At 73.5% G+C, this 17,522-nt stretch carries 15 protein-coding genes and 1 pseudogene; 8 read left to right on the forward strand and 8 right to left on the reverse strand.

Features of this window, described 5'->3' with window-relative positions; all coding sequences use genetic code 11:
• Positions 1-261 precede the first annotated feature (261 nt).
• On the forward strand, positions 262-993 hold the full coding sequence (locus tag ACZ6R6_RS09895) for a Crp/Fnr family transcriptional regulator (protein ID WP_470091816.1): 732 nt from the start codon (positions 262-264) through the stop codon (positions 991-993).
• A gap of 113 nt (positions 994-1,106) precedes the next feature.
• Here the strand turns inward: ACZ6R6_RS09895 and ACZ6R6_RS09900 are convergent, their stop codons facing one another.
• Entirely contained in the window at positions 1,107-1,622 is a 516-nt protein-coding gene (locus ACZ6R6_RS09900; RefSeq protein ID WP_470091818.1) for a Pycsar system effector family protein, read from the reverse strand.
• 203 nt (positions 1,623-1,825) lie between these two features.
• On the opposite strand from ACZ6R6_RS09900, the pseudogene ACZ6R6_RS09905 reads away from it, so the two are divergent.
• The 4 genes and pseudogenes from ACZ6R6_RS09905 to ACZ6R6_RS09920 form a co-directional block, all read left to right on the forward strand.
• Positions 1,826-1,978 (forward strand): annotated as a pseudogene (locus ACZ6R6_RS09905) (AbfB domain-containing protein); the annotation flags it as partial.
• 147 nt (positions 1,979-2,125) lie between these two features.
• Positions 2,126-2,860, forward strand: a complete 735-nt coding sequence (locus ACZ6R6_RS09910) for an SGNH/GDSL hydrolase family protein (protein ID WP_470091820.1) — start codon at positions 2,126-2,128, stop codon at positions 2,858-2,860.
• A 161-nt stretch (positions 2,861-3,021) separates the two neighbouring features.
• The gene (locus ACZ6R6_RS09915) at positions 3,022-4,074 is read left to right on the forward strand and encodes a sensor histidine kinase (RefSeq protein ID WP_470091822.1); all 1,053 of its coding nucleotides are present in this window, start codon (positions 3,022-3,024) and stop codon (positions 4,072-4,074) included.
• The gene (locus tag ACZ6R6_RS09920; RefSeq protein ID WP_470091824.1) at positions 4,071-4,676 is read left to right on the forward strand and encodes a response regulator; all 606 of its coding nucleotides are present in this window, start codon (positions 4,071-4,073) and stop codon (positions 4,674-4,676) included. The genes ACZ6R6_RS09915 and ACZ6R6_RS09920 overlap by 4 nt, the downstream gene beginning before the upstream one ends.
• Positions 4,677-4,781: 105 nt before the next feature.
• Here ACZ6R6_RS09920 and ACZ6R6_RS09925 read toward each other — a convergent pair whose 3' ends face one another.
• Positions 4,782-5,630, reverse strand: coding sequence for an SGNH/GDSL hydrolase family protein (locus ACZ6R6_RS09925; RefSeq protein ID WP_470091826.1), 849 nt, complete (start codon positions 5,628-5,630; stop codon positions 4,782-4,784).
• 180 nt (positions 5,631-5,810) lie between these two features.
• Between ACZ6R6_RS09925 and ACZ6R6_RS09930 the strand changes: the two genes are divergently transcribed.
• Positions 5,811-7,040 carry an isochorismate synthase gene (locus ACZ6R6_RS09930; RefSeq protein WP_470091828.1) on the forward strand — a complete coding sequence of 410 codons (1,230 nt, stop codon included), beginning with the start codon at positions 5,811-5,813 and terminating at the stop codon, positions 7,038-7,040.
• Between the two features lie 212 nt (positions 7,041-7,252).
• Here the strand turns inward: ACZ6R6_RS09930 and ACZ6R6_RS09935 are convergent, their stop codons facing one another.
• The 4 genes from ACZ6R6_RS09935 to ACZ6R6_RS09950 form a co-directional block, all read right to left on the reverse strand.
• Positions 7,253-8,494: a S1 family peptidase gene (locus ACZ6R6_RS09935; RefSeq protein ID WP_470091830.1), complete on the reverse strand. Its 1,242-nt coding sequence runs from the start codon at positions 8,492-8,494 to the stop codon at positions 7,253-7,255.
• 215 nt (positions 8,495-8,709) lie between these two features.
• Positions 8,710-9,348 carry a MerR family transcriptional regulator gene (locus ACZ6R6_RS09940; protein WP_470091832.1) on the reverse strand — a complete coding sequence of 213 codons (639 nt, stop codon included), beginning with the start codon at positions 9,346-9,348 and terminating at the stop codon, positions 8,710-8,712.
• A gap of 162 nt (positions 9,349-9,510) precedes the next feature.
• The gene (locus tag ACZ6R6_RS09945; protein ID WP_470091834.1) at positions 9,511-10,146 is read right to left on the reverse strand and encodes a DedA family protein; all 636 of its coding nucleotides are present in this window, start codon (positions 10,144-10,146) and stop codon (positions 9,511-9,513) included.
• A gap of 406 nt (positions 10,147-10,552) precedes the next feature.
• A complete protein-coding gene (locus tag ACZ6R6_RS09950; protein ID WP_451928716.1) occupies positions 10,553-11,182 on the reverse strand; it encodes a YigZ family protein in 630 nt (209 codons plus the stop codon).
• 98 nt (positions 11,183-11,280) lie between these two features.
• Here ACZ6R6_RS09950 and ACZ6R6_RS09955 point away from each other — a divergent pair, with 98 nt between their 5' ends.
• Entirely contained in the window at positions 11,281-13,311 is a 2,031-nt protein-coding gene (locus tag ACZ6R6_RS09955) for a hydantoinase/oxoprolinase family protein (RefSeq protein ID WP_470091836.1), read from the forward strand.
• A complete protein-coding gene (locus ACZ6R6_RS09960) occupies positions 13,308-14,969 on the forward strand; it encodes a hydantoinase B/oxoprolinase family protein (protein WP_470091838.1) in 1,662 nt (553 codons plus the stop codon). The genes ACZ6R6_RS09955 and ACZ6R6_RS09960 overlap by 4 nt, the downstream gene beginning before the upstream one ends.
• On the opposite strand, the gene ACZ6R6_RS09965 is transcribed toward ACZ6R6_RS09960, so the two are convergent.
• Positions 14,942-16,465 (reverse strand): PucR family transcriptional regulator, encoded by a 1,524-nt coding sequence (locus ACZ6R6_RS09965; RefSeq protein WP_470091840.1) that lies wholly within the window; start codon positions 16,463-16,465, stop codon positions 14,942-14,944. The two genes, ACZ6R6_RS09960 and ACZ6R6_RS09965, sit on opposite strands and share 28 nt — an antisense overlap.
• Positions 16,466-16,493: 28 nt before the next feature.
• The gene (locus ACZ6R6_RS09970) at positions 16,494-17,519 is read right to left on the reverse strand and encodes a DUF917 domain-containing protein (RefSeq protein WP_470091842.1); all 1,026 of its coding nucleotides are present in this window, start codon (positions 17,517-17,519) and stop codon (positions 16,494-16,496) included.
• Between the last annotated feature and the right edge of the window lie 3 nt (positions 17,520-17,522).

Raw genomic sequence — 17,522 nt, forward strand, 5'->3', positions numbered from 1 at the left:
CGTTCACTCCGTGACCGCGTCGCGGGCGGACCGCCCCTTCCGTGCTGCCACCTCATGTGAAGGCTCCTTGACGCCGAGGCGGAAGCCGAGCATGTCGCACCACCGGCACCGCGTCAAGGAGCCTTCACATCGACGCCCGCACCCGCCGGAGAGTCGGGATCTCCATGCCGCCCCCGCCTTTCAGGGCGCTGAAAGCCTTTCCGTGGATAGCATTTCTCGCGCTGGCAGAGTATCTCGCCCCATACCTCCGGGAGGGCTCCTATGCGGTGGGTTCCGGCTTCGTCGGGAGCGTCCCCCTGGCCGTCGGAGACCTTCCTGGCACGGTTGCCGGAGCCGTCCAGGCAGACACTGCTCGCGCTGGGGGTCATCCACACCTATCCCGCCGATCACGTGATCGTCCGCCAGGGCGAGTCCGCGGACCTCGTCTCCGTCGTCGTGCACGGCCTGGTCAAGGTGACCGCCCGTACGGAGAACGGCCGGGAGGCCCTGCTCGCGGTGCAGGTCAGAGGGGACGTGGTCGGCGACATGGCCGTGCTGGACGGGTCGACGCGCTCGGCGAACGTGGTCACCTGCGGAGTGACCGTCGTCCGATTGATCAAGGGTGAGGTCTTCCTCGGTTACCTCCGGCGGCATCCCTCCGCCGCGCTCACCCTCAGCACCCTGATGGGCGACCGGCTGCGCTGGGCGAATCAGCGGCGGCTGGAGTTCGCCGGATACGACAGCGACATCTGCCTGGCCCGCCTGTTGCTGGCCGTGCTCGCCCGGCACGGCCGTACCGGACCGGAGGGCACGGATCTGGGCGTCCCGCTGACTCAGGTCGAGCTCGGCGGCCTGATCGGCGCCAAGGAGAGCACTGTCCAGAAGATCCTGCGTGATCTGACGGCGCGCGGGCTGGTGCGCACCGGCCACCGGCGAGTCACCGTCACCGACCTTCCGGGCCTGGCGGCCTTCGCCGACCTCGGCCCGCCTCCCCCGGGCGAAGGTCAGGCGTAGGTCGACCGGCAGGTACGGGATCAGAACGCGGGCCGCGGCCGCGGGTTGAAGGGCTCCGGGAGACCGGCGAGGGCGGAGCGGGGCTCAGCGGTCCGCTCCGCCCTCTGCGGGCGTCAGCCGGTCAGCGCCGTCAGTGCCAGCCAGGCGACAGTGGCGAGGGGCATCAGAACCATCCAGGGCAGGCACCGCCGGATCCGCTCGTGCTTGTGCAGCGCGACGTCGGCGAGAGTGGAGATCAGTGCCCACACCTCGCGCTGCTGCCTCACCGCGTCGGCCGGCGACGGCACCCCGCCCGTCCGCACCAGACCGAACCTGTTGGCCCCGGCCGGGCCGGTGAGACGGGGACGCAACGCGGCGACGAGATGATGGCCCGCGACGAGGAACCCGGCCGTGAAGAGCAGGACCACGATGACCGCGGCGACCGCCAGTGGTGGACCGCCCGCCCAGACCTTCCCCATGCCGCCGATCTGAGTGGCGGCGACGGCGGTGAAGCCGAGATGGACGGTGGCCGTGGTGGCCAGCTTGGCGTCGGCCTGCTGGACGTACCCGTGGAAGATGGTGAGTGTCTGCAGCGCGATGTTGAGGGACTCGACCGCACTCAACTCGTTGTTCACTTTGCGTCGCACCATCGGGACCTCCGCGGAAACAGGGCTGCTCGGACACCTCCAGCTTCAGGTCTCCCACGGCGGGCGGATCCGCATTTCCGCTGCTTTTCCGCCTTTTCTTGGCGGAGGAGTGCCGTCGATGACGGCCCTTTTATTCGCCGCCAATCCGCTGCAAATATCTACACGTTCAACCGTTTGCCACGATTACCTCCCGGTTTACGATCAGGATCCGCCTCGACCGCGACGACGGCTCCCCGCTGCTCACCCGGGACGCGACGTTCTGCTCGCAGCCCGGGCTGTCGGGCTCCGGCGTCTCCCTCAGGTCGCTGAACTATCCTGGCCATCGCGTCCGGCACATCTCCGCGCAGGTCTGGATCGCCTCCGGCGGAGGCCCCCGACCCGGCCGACAGCCCGCTCTCCTACGCCGCCGACACCACCTGGCGGGTCACGGCCCCGCTCGCGCCCTGACCCCACCCCGGCGGCCGGCGGTCACCGCCGGGCGCCACGCCCCCACGACGGAGCCCATCATGACTTCTCGGTTCAGGCGGCTGACGGCCGCGCTGCTCATGGTGGCGATCAGCGCCGCCCCGGCCCTCTCCCGTCCCGTCGCGGCCCCGGACGAGTCCAACGGCGGCGTGCGGATCATGCCGCTCGGCGACTCCATCACCGACGGCTTCAACGTCCCCGGCGGCTACCGCGTCAACCTGTGGAGGTCGCTCGCCGACGCCGGCCACCTCGTCGACTTCGTGGGCTCGGGCTTCAACGGCCCCGCCGAGCTGGCCGACCACGACCACGAGGGCCACTCCGGATGGCGGATCGACGAGATCGACGCCCAGGTCTCCGGGTGGATCGGGGCGACGTCACCGCGGACGGTGCTGCTGCACATCGGCACCAATGACATGGTCCAGAACCGGGACCTGGCCGGCGCGCCCGCCAGGCTCTCCGCTCTCATCGACCGCATCGCCGCGGCGGCCCCACAGGCCGAGCTGTTCGTCGCCACGATCATCCCGCTGGCCGATCCCGTGCTGGAGGCCCGGGCCGTCGCCTACAACGCCGCGATCCCCGGCATCGTCCGGAGCAAGGCCGCCGCGGGCGGGCGCGTGCACCTGGTCGACATGCACGCCGCCGTCACCACCGCCGACCTGGCCGACGGGGTGCATCCCAACCGCACCGGCTACGACAGGATGGCCTCGGCATGGTACGCCGCGCTGTCCTCCGTGCCCGGCGCCACCTGGGCCGTCGGCGCTCCCTGGGCCCCCTGAGGAGGACCAGCCCGGACCGGGCCGCCGGCGCCCCGCGGGCGAGACGACGTCCGGGGCGGGGGGCGGGGGGACGGCGGCGTCGGCGCCGGGGAACGCGGGTCCGGCCGCCGGGCCGCGCGGGACGCCTCACGCGGTGGCGCCTCACGTGATAGGGATGACCGGTGAAGAGCAGGCATCGGGGACCGGGCGAGCTCGCGTTCTACCCGTGGCTGCTGCTCGCCTACCCTCCGGTCCGTGACCTCGTCGAGGGGACGGCCCGGCCGGTGGGCCCGGCAGCGCTGTGCCTGGCCGCCTTCGCCGCCCTCTACGCGCTGTCGGTCGCCCTGTCCTTCCGCGACCGTCGCGGCGCGGCGACGGTCGCGCTCGCCGCGCTCCTCCTGGTGACCTTCCTGCTGGCCCGGTCCGTGGAGAGCTGGTTCTATCTGGCGCCGCTGACGACCATCGCCTGCGGGGTGGTGGTCCGGGGCAGGGCGGCCTACGCCGTCCTCGTGGCGCTGACGGCCGCGATGGTCCTGCTGATGTGGCGCACGGGGGCCGGTGGGGAGCAGATCTCCGTGGCCGTCTGGGGAGCGGCCGCGGGCGGCCTGGTGGTCAGCGTCGTCCTGAAGCTCTTCTCCGTGATCGCCGAGCTCCACGAGGCCCGTGAGGAGCTGGCCCGCGCGGCGGTGGCCGAGGAGCGGCTCCGCTTCTCCCGGGACCTGCACGACCTGCTCGGGCACACTCTGTCGGTGATGGTGGTGAAGGCGGAGGCCGTACGGCGCCTGGTCCCCCGTGACGCGGAGGCGGCGGCACGGCAGGCCGCCGACATCGAGACCATCGGCCGGCAGGCGCTGACCGAGGTCAGGGCCGCGGTCACCGGCTACCGCGGCCGCGGCCTGTCCGCCGAGCTGGCCGCCGCGCGCACGGCTCTGGCCGAGGCGGGCATCGCCGCCACGGTGGCCGTGCCCGCGGCGGCGCTCGCCCCGGAGGCCGACGCCCTGCTGGGCTGGGCCGTACGGGAGGGGGTGACCAACGTCATCCGCCACAGCGCCGCCCGCACCTGTGAGATCAGGCTGGACGGGACCATCCTGGAGATCCACGACGACGGCCGGGGACCCGGCGGCTCCGGCTCCGGCAACGGCCTGCGCGGCCTGGCCGAACGGGCGGTGGCCCTGGGCGGGACGCTGGAGACGAGCGCCGGAGACGGCTTCCTGCTGAGGGTGACGATTCCATGATCAGAATACTGCTGGCCGAGGACCAGGGCATGATGCGCGGTGCGCTGGCCATGCTCCTGGAGCTGGAAGAGGACATCGAGGTGGCGGCCACGGTCGGTACGGGAGACGAGGTCGTCCCCGCCGCGCTGCGGACACGCCCCGACGTGGCGCTGCTGGACATCGAGATGCCGGGGACCAGCGGCCTGGACGCCGCCGCCGAGCTGCGGGACCGGCTGCCCGGCTGCCGGGTGCTGATCCTGACCACGTTCGGCAGGCCCGGTTACCTGCGCCGGGCGATGGAGGCCGGGGCGGCCGGGTTCCTGGTCAAGGACGGGCCGGTCGAGGAGCTGGCCACGGCGGTCCGCCGGGTCCTGGCGGGCGAGAAGGTGATCGACCCAGCCCTGGCGGCGGCCGCGCTGAGCACCGGCGCCAACCCCTTGACCGGCCGGGAACGGGACGTGCTGGCCGCCGCGGCCGACGGCGCGACGATCGCCGACATCTCGCTCCGGCTCCACCTGGCGGAGAGCACGGTCCGCAACCACCTGTCCGCCGCGATCGGCAAGACCGGCACCCGCAACCGCATCGAGGCCGCCCGCAGCGCCCGGCACAACGGCTGGCTGTAGGCCGTCGCCGCGGTCATCCGGCCGGGGCTGAAGGCCGGACCACTTCGTCCAACGGCCCAGCCGGGGCTCAAGGCCGGACCACCCGTCCGGCGGCCCGGCCGGGGCTCAGGGCTCCGCCGGCTCCCACACGGGGCCCTCGGCCCAGTCGCGGATCGCCTGGAAGGTCCGCTCCGCGATCAGCTCCTGGCCCGCGGCGTTGGGATGGAAGAAGTCCCATTTACTGACGTGGCTCAGCGTGAACGGGGCGGTGAAGACGGCGTTGCCGTCGAACCTGCAGGTCGGGCCGTAGGCGGCGCAGACCCTGGCCAGGGCGGCGTTGTAGGCGGCGACCCTGTCGTGCACCCGCTGGCGGCGGGCCCGGTCGGCCGCGGCGGTCGAGGTGGGCCTGGCCAGCATGGTGGGGCAGATCCGGCCGATCGCCCAGAATCCGCGTGCCACCAGGTTGTCCTTGCCCACGCGCCACAACCGCTTGAGGTCGGGGACGCTGGCCAGGAACACCCTGCCCGAGGGCCGCCCCTCCCGGAACCGCTGCAGCGCCGCGGCCACCCGGCTCTGGTAGAGCGCCACCGGGGTCATCCGCTGCTCGTCGGACATGCACACGTCCTGGGCGCCGACCAGGACCGTCACGTAGTCGGCACGCGCGGCGACGGCCCTGGCCATCTGCCCGGGGAGGTCGGCGCTGGTCGCGCCGGGGACGGCGAGGTTCACGTTGTGCCCGGCGATGCCGTCGTCCAGGCTCCGGAGCCTGGTGTAGTGGCTCTGGAAGGACCGGCCGTCACCCGAGGACCAGGAGCGGGCGAGACAGGGGACGTACCAGCCGCAGGCGTTGAACCCGGCGCTGATCGAGTCTCCGACCGCGGCCATCACCACCGGGCGCCACGGCTCGGCGGCGAGCGCCGCCGGAGGGATCGCCCAGGTGACCGCGGACACCACGATCCCTGTGAATGCGGTCACAGTCTTGCAGGCCATGGCACCTCCGGCTGAGAGATCGGGTCTGCATCGGATGTATCACCGCAGGACAGCGCGGTGCCCTCCATTGACCGAGTGCCTTGGCTTTCTTGACAGAGCGTGGCGGGCGTGCAGAGTGGGGGACACCCGCCGAACACGTTCAGTTTCCCGCATAGAGTGTTCCGGGTGAGTGTCGCGCTCGGATTGAACCGTCCCCTCGTGGTGAGAACCACCCTCGTCGGCGACCCCGGCGACCTGCTCGCGCGACTTCCCGAGGCCGCCCCCTATGCCTGGATCAGGCACGGTGAGGGTCTGGTGGCCTGGGGAGAGGCCGCACGTGTGGCTGTGCCACCCGGCCCCAGGCGTTTCGAGTGGGCTCGCGACTGGCTGTCGGCCACCTTCGGCGAGGCCCACGTCGACGACGACGTGGGCGCCCCCGGCTCGGGCCCGCTCGCCTTCGGCTCGTTCACCTTCGACCCGGACGCCCCGGGCTCGGTCCTCGTCGTGCCGCAGGTCGTCCTCGCCCGCCGTGACGGCCGCGCCTGGCTGACCACCCTCGGCGAGGAGCGGCTCGACCTGGTCGCCCCGCTCCGCGACCCCGGCAGGATCCGCTACGGCGACGGCAGCCTGACCGCTCCCGAGTGGGAGCACGCCGTGGCGCGGGCCGTCCGGCAGATCAGGTCGGGGCGCCTGGAGAAGGCCGTGCTCGCCCGTGACCTGACCGCCACGGCCGAGCGGGAGATCGACGTCCGCCTGCTGCTGTCGCGCCTGGCCGCCCGCTATCCGGGCTGCTACACCTTCTCCTGCGCCGGGCTGGTCGGCGCCACCCCCGAGCTGCTGGTCCGGCGCACCGGTGAGACGGTCGACTCCCTGGTGCTGGCCGGCACGGTCTCCAGGGGCACCGACGAGGCCGACGACATGGCGCGGGGCGCCGCCCTGTTCGCCTCGGACAAGGACCGCTACGAGCACACCTGCGCGGTGGAGTCGGTCCGGGAGGCACTGGCCCCGCTCTGCTCGGAGCTGAAGGTGCCCGAGGAGCCCGAGCTCCTGGTCCTGTCCAACGTCCAGCACCTGGCCAGCCCGGTGACCGGGCGCCTGTCGGCCGGGACCTCGGTCCTGGACGTGGTGGCCGCCATGCACCCGACGGCCGCCGTCGGCGGCACGCCCACCGGGACGGCGCTCGACGTCATCCGCGAGCTGGAGGGCATGGACCGCGCCGGCTATGCCGGCCCGGTCGGCTGGATCGACGCCCGGGGCGACGGCGAGTGGGGCATCGCGCTGCGCTGCGCCCAGATCGAGGGCCGCCGGGCCCGCCTGTTCGCCGGCTGCGGCATCATGGGCGACTCCGTGCCGGCCGCGGAGCTCGCCGAGGCCCAGGCCAAGCTCCGGGTGATGCAGTACGCCCTGGAGGGCTGAGCACCGCGCGGATGCGGCGCGGGCGCGGATGCGGCGCGGGCGCGGGCGCCGGACGGGGCCGGAGACGCCCGCGCCCTCCCGCGCGCAGGGCTCCCTTCCCATGCCCGTGGACGGCTGACCCGGCGGGGCCCGCCGCCGGGTCAGGGAGGACGGCCAGGCCGTGGCGGAGGATCCGCCGTGAAGAGAGCGGGCTGCGCGGGAGGGGGCCCGGATCATGAGGGAGAAGGGCCGGACCGCTCCGCCATGCGCGCCACGGCCCTGGTCCGGTATTCCTGGGCCTGCCGATGCGAGGGGACCAGGGTGAGGACGACGTCGAACTCCCTTATCGCCCCGGCGTAGTCGCCGGCCCAGTAGTCCTCCAGCGCGGCGCGGTAGTGCCTGCCCGTGGCGCCGATGTCGTTCCGCACCGCGTTCCGGCCGAGGAGCTCCCGGATGAGCGCGGAGGAGGCCACGAAGTTGAATGGCTGCCTCTCCTCCGAGAGGTTGAAACTGACCAGCCCTATCGCCCTGGCGGAGGACGTCTCCACGACGGGTCCCCCGCTCATGCCGTCCGAGACCGGCGCGCTTATCTCGTAGACGGGCACCCCGTCCCTGGTGTCCCGCGCGCTGACCCTTCCGTCCTTGTTGCTCGGCTCCAGCGTCCGGTCCGTCACCTTGCCCTTGCTGCCGGAGTAGCCGATCGCCAGGACGGGCAGCCCTATCTCGACCACGCCCTCCGGGGCGATCTCGACACCCGTCAGATTCTCGCTCTCGATCTTCAGCAGCGCGACGTCTCCCTTGCCGACGGGCTCGAACATGAGCACGCGGGCGCGTTTCTGCACGTAGTCGCCGGCGTCCAGGGAATCGACGCCCTGCTGGACGCGGACCTCCCGGTCCGCCGGCGTCCCCGCCGTCTGTCCCTCGACGACCCAGTCGCCGACGAGCTCCCTGTCCAGCTCCTCCTTGGTGTGCTTGTTCCCCTCTTTCCGCTCCTCTTTTATCACCGTGTCGAAGAATATGCGGGAAGCGCCATCGATGCCGGGGTCGACGCAGTGGCCCGCGGTGACGATGTATCCGTCGGGATTGACCACGAATCCGGTGCAGGTGGAGGTGAATCCTATGAGCCGGCTCTTCCAGATTTTCCCGGTCGACAGGTTCCGGAGATAACCCGACCAGTTCGTCCTTATGTAGACGATGGACGGACGGACCAGGGCCGAAGCGCGCTCTTCGGGGGTGATCACCGGAGGGGAGCGGCCGGGGGCCGGACGGCCCGGTGCGGCCGAGGACGCCGGAGACGACGGAGCGGACGGCGCAGAGGGAGCGGTCCCGGTGGCCGGCGCGGACGGAGCGGTCCCGGTGGCCGGAGCGGTCCGCGGTGCCGGCGGGGCCTGCGAGGTGGCGCCGCTGCCGCACCCCGCCGCGGCGAGCGACGTCGCGGCCAGCGCCGAGGCGACTACGCGCAGAAGTCCGTCCATGGCATGCCAGCCTCCTTCTCCGGCCGACCCATGAGCGCTCCCCCTCCCGTCGTCCTTTACCGCCACCGGCCCGCGGCCCCTTAGATCCTCTCACCCGGCCCCGTGCCCACGGTCTGCCGGCGTGGGATATTGAACGGCCCGGGAAGGCTTTTTGGTCGACGAAATCACGTTATATTCACATATTTTGAACAGCCGGCCGCTGAAACAGCCACCGCTCATCCCTCCGCCGGGCCGAGCCTCCTGGCCGACTCGGCCTCCTGCGCCAGCCGCCGGAGGGAGCCCAGCACCGTGTCACCGACGGCGGTCCACACCACGACCGCCTCGGCCATCGCGGCCGGGTCGGGCCGGCGCAGGATGGCCTCCACCTCGACGGTCGCCAGACGCTCGGCCACCTCGGCGTACTCCCGCAGGATCGGCGCGAAGTCCTCCTGACCGAGGCGGTGGAGCGCGGCCAGCGCGTCGGCGAGGGTCCGCCGGGCGGGGTTGGTCGGCTTCACCGCCCAGCCGCGTTCGCCGATCAGCTCCTCCACCCGGCCGGCCGCCCACCGTCCCGCCTCGTCGGGCTCGGCGGGCTCCTCCTTGCGCGGGGTCAGCGCGTACTGCGCCTTGCCGAGGACTCCGAGGTCGGTGACCTGGGAGTCCACCAACACGAGCACCTCGCGGGCCGCGGCGATGGACAGGCCGCCGGCCTCGACCAGCGCCCGCACCAGCTTGATCCGCCTGAGGTGGTCCTCGTCGTACTGCGCCTGGTTGGGGCCGGTGCGCTCGCCCTGGGAGACGAGGCCTTCGCGCATGTAGAACTTGATCGTGGGGATCGGGACCCCGCTCCGCCGGCTCAGCTCGCCGATCCGCATGATTCTCCCTCTGCCTCGTCCGCGGTTATCAGTATCACTGCTTACCGGTTCCGATGAGCGCGGATCGGGTCGGACGGGCGCCGCGGTGGCCTGCCGGCTCCGCCGGGACCCCCGGCGTCGGTCCGGCCGGGCGCCCGGCGGGCCCTTGTCACCCGTTCATCGCTACGCGTGGTGCTTCCCCTTGCGCCGGTCCGTCAGCCGGACCACGACGAAGACCACAACGGCGAGCACCACGATGCCCAGCACGGCCTTGGACAGGATCCCGGCGTAGTCCTCGACCAGCGACCAGTTCTCCCCGAGCAGGTAGCCGGCCATCACGAAGGCCGTGTTCCAGATGAGGCTGCCCAGCGTGGTGAGGAGGGTGAAGACCGTGATCGGCATGCGCTCGACCCCTGCCGGGATCGAGATGAGGCTGCGGAAGATGGGGATCATCCGGCCGAAGAAGACCGTCTTCCTGCCGTGCCTGGCGAACCATGCCTCGGTCTTCTCGATGTCGGAGACGCTGATCAGCGGCAGCTTCGCCGCGATGGCCACCACCCGTTCGCGGCCCAGCAGCGCCCCGATCCCGTAGAGTGCCAGCGCGCCGATCACGGAACCCAGGGTGGTCCAGAGGACGGCGTCGAACAACGTCATGTTCCCCTTGCTGGCGGTGAACCCGGCCAGCGGCAGGATCACCTCGCTCGGCAGCGGCGGGAACAGGTTCTCGAGCGCGATCGCCACCCCGGCCCCGGGCGCGCCCAGGGTCTCCATAAGATTGATCGCCCACCCGGCGATCCCGCCAACGTTGGTTGCACTCATGGCGACAAGGCTAAAGAGGTTTGAATACGCCAGAAATGAGGGCGACCGTCGGACCCGCCTCGCACGCACCCCACCACGCGGGGTGCGGAAAACCTCAGGTCCCGGCCGCGCGGCCCCGGCATCCGGACCGTCCGCGCAGATGATCAGGGAGTTCCGGGGTTCCCGCACGTCAGCGCCCCACCTGCCGCCCCCGGCCGGCCGGCGGGCCGGCCCGGGGACCGGGCGCCGTCCCCGGCCGGGCGGGCCCCGGCCGGCCGGTCGCGGTAAAGTTCCGCGACCGCCTGTGATCCATCCCATATTTTTCCGCCGGGCCGGGCGGCTGCCCGGGAGGCGGCCGATCGGCGGAGGACCGCCCGGGCCCTCCCCGGGATCGGCGGAGGACCGCCCAGGCCCTCCCCGGGGAGACTCAGATCTTCCTGAGATAGACCCTCTCCCCGGCCCCGACCTCCGCCCGGCCGGCCGTGTGCGTGGCGACCCAGCCGGGGAAGACGGGCAGCTCCGCCTCCCGCACCGCGATCCGGAAGCCGACCTCGGCGCCGTAGACGACCTCCCTGACCTCGTACGGCGAGGCGCGCAGGTCGTTCTCCAGACGCCCGGCCTGAACATGGTCCACGGTCACCGACATGACCCTGGCCGGCACCATCTCGACCAGGGGCGTCAGGTCCAGCGTCTTGCCGACCGACGAGCCGTACGCCCGGACCAGACCGCCCGCGCCCAGCTTGACCCCGCCGAAGTAGCGCGTGACCACCGCCACCACGTCGCCGAGCCCGCGGCGCAGCAGCGTCTCCAGCATCGGGGTCCCGGCGGTGCCGCCGGGCTCCCCGTCGTCGTCGGCCTTCTGGACCAGCCGGTCCCCGCCGATCACGTAGGCGGAGCAGTTGTGCGTGGCGTCGCCGTACAGCCGCCTGCGCCCGGCCACGAACCGCCGGGCCGCCTCCTCCGAGGCCGCCGGGGCGAGCGCGCAGATGAAGCGTGACCGCTTGATCTCGATCTCGTGCTCCATGACGTCTTCCAACGTGAGGTACGGCGCGGCCATCCCGCCAGGCTACCGGCGAGGGCGGATCGCCCGGGCGGACGGCCCGGGCTGTGCGGAGCGCCCAGGGGCGGCGCGGCGCCCTGACATACCTTCGCCGCATGAGCTTCCGAACCGCCATGGACATCGGCGGCACCTTCACCGACGTCGTCCGCTACGACGAACGGACCGGCGGCGTGGTGGCCTCCAAGGCGCCGACCACGCCGGGGAACCTCGCCGAGGGCGTGTTCTCCGCGCTGGGCCGGGTCGTGGACGACCCGGCCGAGATCTCCTTCTTCGTGCACGGCACCACCCAGGGGCTCAACGCGCTGCTGGAGCGCAAGGGCGCCCGGGTGCTGCTGGTCACCGGGGAGGGCGCCCGGGACGTCTACCGCATCGCCCGCGGCAACCGGGACCGGATGTTCGACCTGCGCTACCGCAAGCCCGAGCCGCTGGTCCCCCGCTCGGACGTGGTGGAGGTCGCCGGGCGGCTGGACTGGCGCGGGGAGGAGATCGTCCCCCTGGACGAGGACGCCGTCAGGGCCGCGGGCCGGCGCGCCCGCGACGGGGGCTTCGACGCGGTCGCGCTCTGCCTGCTGTTCAGCTACGTCAACCCCGCCCACGAGATCCGCGCGGGCGAGATCCTGGCCGAGGAACTGGGCGAGGACGTCCTCGTCGTCCTCTCCCACGAGGTGGCCCGCGAATGGCGCGAGTACGAGCGGACCTCCTCCGCGGTGCTGGAGGCGTACACCGGGCCCGTGGTCCGCCGCTACCTGGCCGGGATCGAGGAACGGTTCGCCCAGCGGGGCCTGACGGTCCCGGTGCACGTCATGCAGTCCTCCGGCGGCCTGGTCAACGCCTCCTACGCGATGCGGCGGCCGCTGCAGACCCTGCTGTCCGGTCCGGTCGGCGGCACCATGGGCGGCGTCGCGGCGGCCCGGCTCCTGGGCCGGCCCAACGCCATCTGCGTGGACATGGGCGGCACCTCCTTCGACGTGTCCCTGGTGGTCGACGGCAGGCCGGACATCAGCGCCGAGGCACGCGTCGAGGGCTTCCCCGTGCTGATGCCGATCGTGAACCTCCACACGATCGGCGCGGGCGGCGGCTCCATCGCCTACGCCGAGGCCGGCGCGCTGCGGGTCGGCCCCGAGTCGGCGGGGGCCGTCCCCGGGCCGGCCTGCTACGGCAGGGGCGGCGCCCAGCCGACCGTCACCGACGCCAACGTGGTCCTCGGCCGGGTGGACCCGGCCTGGTTCGCCGGCGGGCTGATGACCCTGGACGTCGAGGCAGCCCACCGGGCCGTGGCCGGCCTGGCGGACGAACTCCACCTGGAGACGCTCCAGACCGCCGAGGGCGTCTGCAGCGTGGCCAACGCCAAGATGGCCCAGGCCATCCGGACCCTCACCGTGGAGCACGGCGTCGAGCCGCGCGAGTTCGCCCTGGTCGCCTTCGGCGGCGCCGGCGCCATGCACGCGGTCTTCATCGCCCGCGAGCTCGGAGTCTCCGAGGTGGTCATCCCCCGCTTCCCCGGCGCGTTCTCGGCCTGGGGCATGCTGGAGGCCGACGTCCGCCGCGACCTGAGCCATCCCTACTTCCGCGCGGGCGAGAAGCTGGACGGCGCCGACATGGCGGCCCGGCTGGCGGACCTGCAGGCCCAGGCGCTCGACGCGCTGGCCGGGCAGGGGGTGGCGGGCGGCCGGATGCGGGTCGAGCACGCGGTGGACATGCGCTACGAGGGCCAGGACTACACCCTGACCATCCCCCTGGAAAGCGCCGACGAACCGGGCGCGCCCGGCTTCCCGGAGCGGATCGCGGCCCGCTACGCCGAGGCGCACACCAGGCGGTACGGCCATGCCACCCCTGAGGCGCCGGTGGAGTTCGTGGCGCTGCGCAGCACCGGTTTCGGGGTGTTCCCCCGGGCCGCCGCCACCCACGCCGCCCAGCCGGACGGCGGGCCGCGGACCGTACGGGATGTGATCTTCGACGGCGAGGCGCATCCCACCCCCGTGCTGCGCCGCGGCGCGCTGGAGGGGGAGCTCACCGGCCCGGCGATCGTCGTGGAGGAGACGGCGACCACGGTGATCCCGCCGGGCTGCGTGGCCTCGGTGGACGACAACGGATTTCTGGTCATCAAGGTGGGAGGGGCCAAATGATCGACCCGGTGACCACGGAGATCATCCGCTGCGCGCTGCTGCAGGCGGCCGAGGACATGAACACCACCCTGATCAGGTCCTCCTACACTCCGGTGATCTACGAGGCGAAGGACTGCGCGGTCGCCCTGCTGGACCGCGACCACAACGTGCTCGGCCAGTCCTCCGGCCTGCCGATCTTCCTGGGCAACCTGGAGGTCTGCACCCGCGAGACCGAGCGCCTGCACGGCCGCCAGGTGTGGCGCGAGGGCGACGTGTGGATGCTCAACGACTCCTACATCGGCGGTACGCATCTCAACGACGTCACCGTCTACGGACCGATCTTCGTCGACGGCGAGCTGGCCGGCTTCGCCGCCTCCCGCGCGCACTGGCTGGACATGGGCTCCAAGGACCCGGGCGGGTCGATGGACTCCACCTCGATCTTCCAGGAGGGGCTGCGCCTGGGTCCGGTCAAGATCTACGAGGACGGCGCGGCCTGCGCGGACCTGCACCAGGTGATCGCCCGCAACGTGCGCTTCCCGCACGCCACCCTCGGCGACATGCGGGCCCAGGTGGCCTGTGTGACGACCGGGCGGCGACGCCTGGCCGAGATCGTCTCCCGCTGGGGCCTCGACACGGTGACGGCCGCCCGGGATGAGATCTTCGCGCAGACCGAACGGCTGGAGCGGGCCGCGATCGCCGCCGTCCCCGACGGCGTCTACCGGGCCGGGGGGTTCCTGGACAACGACGGCATCGACCTGGCCACCCCGCTGCCGGTGAACGTGACCGTGACCGTGGCCGGCGAGAGCGTCACGGTGGACCTCACCGACTGCGCCGACCAGGCCACCGGCCCGGTCAACTGCGGCGCCGCCCAGGCCGTGGCAGCCGTCCGGGTCGCCTACAAGCTCCTGGTCAGCGGCGAGGTGCCGCTCAACGGAGGCTCCTTCCGCCCGCTGTCGGTGGCGACCCGCCCCGGCTCGATGCTCGCCGCCGAGTCTCCCGCCGCCTGCCAGTACTACTACTCCCACCTGGGTCTGGTCATCGACCTGGTGGTCAGGGCCCTGGCCCCGGCGCTGCCCGGCAGGGCCGCGGCGGCCAGCTACGGCGACTCCCTCATCGTCCAGATGTCCGGTGTGGACCCGCGCACCGGCAAGCTGTACGTCTCCCAGGAGGCGACCGTCGGCGGCTGGGGCGCCTGGGAGGGCGGCGACGGCGAGACCTGCCTGATCAACAGCGTCAACGGCTCCCTGCGCGACATGCCGATCGAGGTCCTGGAGACCCTCTTCCCGGTCCGCGTCACCCGGTACGAGATCCGTCCGGACACCGGTGGCGCCGGCCGCTGGCGTGGCGGCCACGGCGTCGTCCGGGAGTACGAGTTCGGCGCGGACACCTCGCTGTCGCTGTGGTTCGAACGCTCGGTCACGCCCGCCTGGGGTCTGGCCGGCGGCGGTGCCGGGGCCCCGCCGCGGGTCACCCTCAACCCGGGCACCTCCGGCGAGCGCGAGATGCTCAAGGTCAACGCCCTGCCGGTCCGCAGGGGCGACGTGCTGCGCTGCGAGTCAGGCGGTGGCGGCGGGTACGGCCCGGCCGGACTCCGCGACCGCTCGGCCACGGCCCACGACCTCGCCGAGGGCGTGGTCACCGCCCGGAGCCGTCAGCACAGCACGTGGCAGGCCAGGTGAAGGGCGAGACGGGACGCCGGGTCGTCGATGTCGAAGCCGGCCGCGCGGATCCGGTCGAGGCGGGTGGTGACGGTGTTGCGGTGGACGCCGAGGCGCTCGGCCGCGCGGGAGGCCCCTCCCTCATCCAGGACGGCGGCGAGGGTCTCCAGCAGCGTCCCCTCCCGGTCCACCTCCAGCAGCGGACCGAGGATCACCCGCGCCTGGGCGCGGAGCACACCGGAGGGCAGCGCGGCCAGCAGCCTGGCCGGCCCCAGCCGGTCGGCGCGGGCGACCTCGCCGGCCGGGGAGGCGGCCGCGGCGGCCTCCGCCCCGAGCAGTGACTCCTGCATGCCGCTCAGATCGGGCACCCGGGCGCCGACCCCCGCCGAGCAGGGGATCGGCATGGCCGCGAGGCACTCGGTCAGGCGGCCCGCGAGCCGGTCGGGAGGCAGGTCCGACCAGCCCGCCCAGCTCCCGCCCCGCGACAGCACGGGACCGGGGCCGAGGATCGCGGCGATGACCGATCCGGCCGTCCCGGTCTCGTCCCGACCGCCGCCGACAGGCCGGACGGCATAGCCGGTGAGCGGCCCGCCGACCGGCCAGCCGAGGGCGACCGCGCGGGCGAGCGCCCCGTCCGCCTCCGTACCGGCCCCGTCACCGGCGGGCCCGGCCGTCCCTACGTCCTGGCCGGTCGCCGTCCCGCCCCCGGCCGCCGCGGGGGCCTGCGGCCGCGAGGCGGCCTGGGCCAGCAGCCGGGTGGCGAGGGCCGACCGGACGGCCGCGTCCCGCTCGGCGGCGAGCCGTCCGGTGGCGGCCCAGGCGGCCAGCGGGGCGGCCGCCAGGGACAGGACCGCACCCACCACGGACGGCCAGCCCGGCGAGCGGAAGGGGCCGCAGGCCACCAGCACCCCCAGCGGCCGGCCCTCCGCGTCGGGCACCTCCACCTCCGCGAGCGGGCTCCCCTGTCCCCGGCGGCCGGCCAGGTGCGAGCCGTAGGGGTCCAGGAACGCCACGGCGGTCCCGGACAGCTCGGCGTTGAGCACCCCGAGCACCCGCCGGGCCGACCCTCCCGCCTCTGCCAGCCGGGTGGCGCAGCGGGCCACCAGCTGGGTCCTGGCCGCCTCCGGGCGGGCCGCGGCCGACGCCACCCGCACCGCTGTCACCAGCGGGTCCTCGTCAACGAAGATCACCGTTACGCCGAGCCGTTCGGCCAGCACCGCGCCGGACCCGGCCAGCCCTCCCGCCGACGAGGTGATCACGCACGCGGCGGCCTGCTCCCAGGCCCGGCGCATGGCCATCTCCACCGCCCAGCCGCCGCTGGCGGCGGCGCCGATCAACACCACCGCGGTGTGCGGGACCACCGCCCCGAACACCGCCAGGTCGTCGACGATGCGGACCTGGCGCACCGGGTTCTCGCCCGTGCCGTACATCCGGGCCCCGGCCAGCGGGCCGCCGTTGACCAACTCGGCCACCGTGACCGGGGTGGCCCACCCCGGACGCTCCCTCAACTCGGCCATCGCGCCTCCCCCGACCATCCGTCCCGCCTCACAACGGCACCCCGAACGCCCGCAGCCCGCCCAGCGCCCGGCCCTCCTCGGTGTGCCAGACCGGCGCGGCCCGCACCACCATGACCTCCACCTCCAGGCCCGGATACGCCTTGTCGACGTCCACCACCACCCCGTCCAGCGTCGAGATCATGCAGATCTGGTCGGGCGCCATGGCCGCCACCGCGCCGTCGGCGAGCGCGAGCACGACCTCGTTGTGCGCCTCCAGCCGGACCAGCCTGCCCAGCCCCTCGGTCTCCCGGACCACGATGCTGGACGGCAGCGACGGCAGCGACCGGTCCCCGCCGTAGCCGGTACTGCCCCCCACCTCGGCGATCCGGCCCCGGCACAGGGTCCGCACGCCGTACGGCGCGGCGAGGGAACGCGGAGCGCCCGGGACGCCCGCCGCCAGCAGGCGGCCGACCGTGCCGGGGACCAGGACGCGCGACAGGACCTCGGCGGACATCGGGTAGCAGGCGGCCAGCGCCCAGCCGCCCAGGGCCAGGACCAGGGGGCGGGCCAGCTCCTCCACCCGGCCGGACCCGGTGTCGAGCCCGACCAGGTCCCCGGTGGGACCGGCGAGTTCGAGCGGCGTGGCGGCGACCCCGCCCAGGGTGTAGGTGGTCTGTTCGATCAGCGGGAACACCCGCCCCGTGCCGTCGCCGTCCACCAGCGGCACGCCCAGCAGCGCCGCGGTGATCACCGGCAGCAGCGCGTTCTCCGCGGCCAGGTTGAGCGCCACGACCGCGCCGGCCCGCCGGCCGAGCCGGCGCTCCAGCGCGTGGACCACCCGGCGGGGCTCGTCCCCCCGGGGCAGTTGCTCGCCGAGCGCCGTGGTGGAGCCGTAGAGGCTGACCGCGACGCAGAGCGTCTCCGGCGGCAGGGCTCCCGCGTCGATCACCGGCACCCCGGCGCCCAGCACCGACGCGGCCCAGTCGAGCGCGACCTGGAAGGACGAGTCGGCCGCGCCGGTGGCGAACAGCCGCGACCCGGCGGCGAAGGCGGCCAGCGAGCCGGAGTCGATCACGCC

The organism is Streptosporangium sp. NPDC048886, assembly GCF_055586905.1.